General features: G+C 36.3%; 5 protein-coding genes. 4 read left to right on the top strand and 1 reads right to left on the bottom strand.

From position 1 onward, the window contains the following. Nucleotides 1–204: 204 nt before the first annotated feature. The 4 genes from C8D97_RS17905 (at nt 205) to C8D97_RS17890 (ending at nt 3,142) form a co-directional block, all read left to right on the top strand. A complete protein-coding gene (locus C8D97_RS17905) occupies nt 205–675 on the top strand; it encodes a hypothetical protein (RefSeq protein WP_109765174.1) in 471 nt (156 codons plus the stop codon). A gap of 4 nt (nt 676–679) precedes the next feature. Beyond that, entirely contained in the window at nt 680–1,360 is a 681-nt protein-coding gene (locus C8D97_RS17900; RefSeq protein ID WP_109765173.1) for a DUF7738 domain-containing protein, read from the top strand. Nucleotides 1,361–1,495: 135 nt separating this feature from the next. Continuing rightward, a complete protein-coding gene (locus C8D97_RS17895; RefSeq protein WP_146196185.1) occupies nt 1,496–2,341 on the top strand; it encodes a hypothetical protein in 846 nt (281 codons plus the stop codon). 39 nt (nt 2,342–2,380) lie between these two features. Beyond that, a complete protein-coding gene (locus tag C8D97_RS17890) occupies nt 2,381–3,142 on the top strand; it encodes a hypothetical protein (RefSeq protein WP_109765171.1) in 762 nt (253 codons plus the stop codon). Here C8D97_RS17890 and C8D97_RS17885 read toward each other — a convergent pair. Continuing rightward, nucleotides 3,139–4,137 carry a formylglycine-generating enzyme family protein gene (locus tag C8D97_RS17885; RefSeq protein WP_109765170.1) on the bottom strand — a complete coding sequence of 333 codons (999 nt, stop codon included), beginning with the start codon at nt 4,135–4,137 and terminating at the stop codon, nt 3,139–3,141. The two genes, C8D97_RS17890 and C8D97_RS17885, sit on opposite strands and share 4 nt — an antisense overlap. Between the last annotated feature and the right edge of the window lie 408 nt (nt 4,138–4,545).

Raw genomic sequence — 4,545 nt, 5'->3', positions numbered from 1 at the left:
TAAATTCCATTTCATAAGGTAATCTCTTTCGCATATTTCGTCGATTTTTATATGCTTACTATACCACCTCATCAAGACTTTTTAAGCCATTAAATTACATAGTGTGAACCAAGTCATTTCGTTGAGTTCAGTTATAAATTATATTCAGAACATTCAAATTTTACAGAATAGAAACATATAGACTATAATCTTATTGAGTCAACTTTGTTTACGTCATTTTATCCGTATTATTTACTTCTCAAACCTATGTCAACGCTAATCGATGATGGACAAAACATTCATAACGAATTGACAGAAACAGCGATTGGAACGAACCCTACCCATAGTCAACTGGCGAAAGATCATGACAATCATCATTTCCATGAAATAGCTGCGAAATTAGCTATACATGCAGTTGAGAAGGTTGGAATAGAAATGAACAGATTTTTTAAAACAGGTAAATATATTATACATCCCTCTGACTTAGTACTAAATTTCTTTCGACATCCCAAGGACTCATCTTGGGCCGATGATAAAATAAGGCATTGGGCAGAAAACAATCTCAACAATGTAAAACGAGGAGAGTCTTTGCATGAAGTTCAACATTTACATAATGAGTCAAAACGTTTTCTATCTAAATCTATAAAAGAACTCCAGTCAATACAAAATAAATTAAATAGACTTTGGAATTATTAATATTATGTATTTTAAGCCAGCTAATTTTTTTATAACTATTCTTATTGCCTTGTTAATAAGTTGTGGCAAAGCAGAAGAACTCGATGTATCTGAAAAAAATAGACATAACTTTAATATTGAGGGCTGTAAATTAACTTTTAATGACTTAAACGTTTACCTAGGATCTCATGTCGACACATGGATTAATAAGCTCGGAGAAAATTATAGAGTTGCTGCTTATGGTAGCCGTTACTTGTGGGATGATATAGGAATATACCTAAATGTAGAAAATAAGAGTAAGAAGGTTAGCAGTATTACATTTATGTATAGCTACCCTCCAAAACTAATATCTTATGAAAAACAGCTTGAGAAGGCTGTTAAAGAAAAGAATCATTATGAGATTAAATCTATTAAATACATGATTGATAATAGACTTAAAAGCTATTTCCATGGAAAGCTCATTCTCGATGGAGCTCAGTTGGGAAAGAAAGTAAATTTTCATGAGATTAAAGAAAAACGTTATAAATACTTTAATGAAAATTATGATAAATACAAAGATATGAACATTGGCTTCAATACTTTCAGACAGTCTTATACTCCTGAACGATGGGCTTATAATACGAATTGTCCGAATGGTGAAGAATATGGTTTTATTTATCTATTAATTGATGAGAATACTGCCAGTTCCCTTACCATTGGCAACTAATCACTATCGAAAACTATTTCTCTGCAGATTAATCAATTAGTAACTCCATGCTTCACAACTCTGTTGATCAAAAAATCCTATATTGGTTGAGATATAAACTTAGACTTCATCAATGACCGAATTGGGCTGTCCTGTTTGATACAACACTACTTTAACGCACACCGCGCAAACATTGATAAAGTAAACCAGCTAATTTTCACTTCCTCGGCAATGCCTAAAATGATCACTGGCATATCTGGAAAAGGAGAGTTAGAACCCAAGGTCGATACAGAACAGCGAGAGCTTGAGAATCGACGTGTCGAATTTATTCCCTTTACTTTACAGCCAATTAAAGTTGAAGAGCCTACATTAAAACTTAATTTTGGTCATACACGGTTAAAAATTGATGGCCATGTCGCGGGGTGGGCAGGAGCGTCTCTAACTGCAGCTGCAAAAATTGATTTTGATGTATCAAATGGAATACTACAAGCTAAAACCGGAATCAAAAACGGACAAAGTAAACAAGAAGCCACCAAAAACGCAGCCAAAGCGAATGCCAATGCAGGCGGCTCAGCTGAAGCATTTGCCGGAGCAAGAGTCGAAGCAGGCATTAAAGGTGCTCTAGAATGGAAAAGCCCAAATCCAGAATCTAAAAAATCAGCTTCAGATAATCCAGAACCACCCAAATGGGGAGAACTTGGCAGCGTTGGTTACACCGTTACGGGAAGTGCAGGTGTAGGAATTACTGGCGACTTTAATATTGGCTGGGATCGAAGAGCTAGCAAGTTTGTGATCAAGGCGAAAGCAGCAGCCTGTTTAGGCTTAGGCTGTGGAGGAAGCTTTGCTTTTACTGTGGATGCACGCCACGTTTGGAACTTTTTGGTACTCGTACACGATAAATTATGTGAGGCTGATTTTATTATTAGCTTAAACATTGTAGTTGAAAATAAAACTGAAACTTCTTTGAAAACAGATTATTCAATAGCATTACAAACATGTTAAAATGATTATTTATAAATACAAAACGGAGATTATAGTCAATTGAAAGTTTACTTTTTTATTTTATGCAATCTAATATTTTTCAATTGTAGCGCCAAAAGCAATAGCTCAACACTTAATATTAAAAACAATGATATAGAGAACTGTATCATAGATTCTAAACAACATACTTTATGCTTCAGTGGTGATGAAGTTGCTTTAATTTCACTTGCATTAAGATCTAACGAATTAATTCAATTAAATAAACTAGAGAAATATTTATCAAGATGGAGTACTGAAGAAAGGAAGGTCGTTAACTTACACCAAATAATAAATAATATTAAATCAAATAAAGCATTAACGATTCATTTAACCCCTGTAATAAAAGGACGCTTATTATACAATTTCATTCATACAGGCTCTGACATTATTGACTGGCAAAATGCAACTACTTTCATCGGTGCATTGACCGCAGGACAAGATTTACATCTAGGCAAAAACTGGTTATTTGGAATCGATGAAGCTAGGGAAGAAGCGATACTGACGATTTTAGAATATGGAATCCAAAGCCAACGTGATTTTCAAGAAACTTTAGAGCATATGACACCTACGTCATGCAAAAGTAACTCTAAGACTCAGTCATGTGCTGTTGCATTAGATAAAGCTAATAAAAACAAAGCTACTTTTGATCACAACTTTAATATTTTAAGGGATTACCTCAATGATTGGGGGGATAGCCGAAGACTCAATCGCTGGCATGACAAATTACCAATTTCAGCAACCAAGGTTGCAGGAAAGAAAAAGCTGCCTATAGCGCGTCCTTAATTCGATACGAATACAGGCTCAGAGCTGTCCACACCGCAACGAACTCCATGACCAGCACTAGTGCTGTCAGGTTTAGCCCTGCTTCGACCAAAAACATCAAGCCATTTTTCATGATCACCTAGCCCACCTCCTCCTCTTGACAATTTATAACGACGTTCACTCTCGAGATCATAGATCGGATTTTTTATCGGGCTAACTTCGTAAAATCCACTACTGTAAGAGTCCAACACCCACTCCCTTACATTCCCTGACATATCATAAACACCCAAGGGATTTGGTGGAAAACTTCCAGGTGGCTTCGTTCCATCAAATACATGGTCTTTTACATTTCGACCATAATCGATCTCACCATTATCAGTTGCAAACTCAAGGGCTTTACCGCGGCTACGTGCGGCATACTCCCATTGCGCTTCACTCAGTAAATCAAAGGGTTCGCCTGTTATTTTACCGAGCCATTGGCAATAAGCACGAGCATCATGCCAAGAAGCACCAAACCAAACGGGCTTTTCTGGTAATCGATCAATACTATTCATTTCAATTCTTTTTTTATCAAAATACTCCCTGCCCGTTACTTCCGTAAAAATATCCACTTCGCCATAGGTGGCTTCGTACTTAGCAATAGAGTAGCTATCCAGCTCCACCCAGTGTGGCCAGTAAAAGTATTCATCGTAGCCATTTTTATCAAGAAACCACTTGCCTTCGACTTCTTTTAGATTAACTTTAACGGCACCCTCGGTACCTTCTGGGACTTCTTCAATAATATCCCCCATTACAAAACCACCACCCTCAACAAACACTAAGTTTTGAAGCACACGCTTTCTAAGCTTGAGTACTTTAGCCTGTTGTTCTAAAGGCAGACTTTTTATATAGGCAAGTGGCTTTTCAGGCACACCATCATAGCTGACACCATGCTTTTCCAGTTCAGCTTCAATTTCCGACTGACAGGCAGATACTATGAATGTTGTACCGCAGATAAGAATTAAATTCCGTTTCATAAGGTAATCTCTTTCGCATATTTCGTCGATTTTTATATGCTTACTATACCACCTCACCAAGACTTTTTAAGCCATTAAATCACATAGTGTGAACCAAGTCATTTCGTTGAGTTCAGTTATAAATTATATTTAGAATATTCAAATTTTACAGAATAGAAACATATAGACCATAACCTTATTGAGTTAACTTTGTTTGCGTCATTTTATCCGTATTATTTACTTCTCAAACCTATGTCAACTAACGAAAGATCATGACGTTCATCATTTCCATGAAATAGCTGTGAAATTAGCTATGCATGCAGTAAAAGAAGTGGGCAAATATATGTCATTATGTTTAAACAGTGAGTCCGACGTTAGCCCTGTAAGTGTAGCAAAAAATTTCTTAAGGCATCCTAATGATATGGCAAC

The organism is Pleionea mediterranea, assembly GCF_003148745.1.
Classification (GTDB): Bacteria; Pseudomonadota; Gammaproteobacteria; order Enterobacterales; family Kangiellaceae; genus Pleionea; species Pleionea mediterranea.
This window is presented reverse-complemented; position numbering and strand designations above follow the sequence as displayed.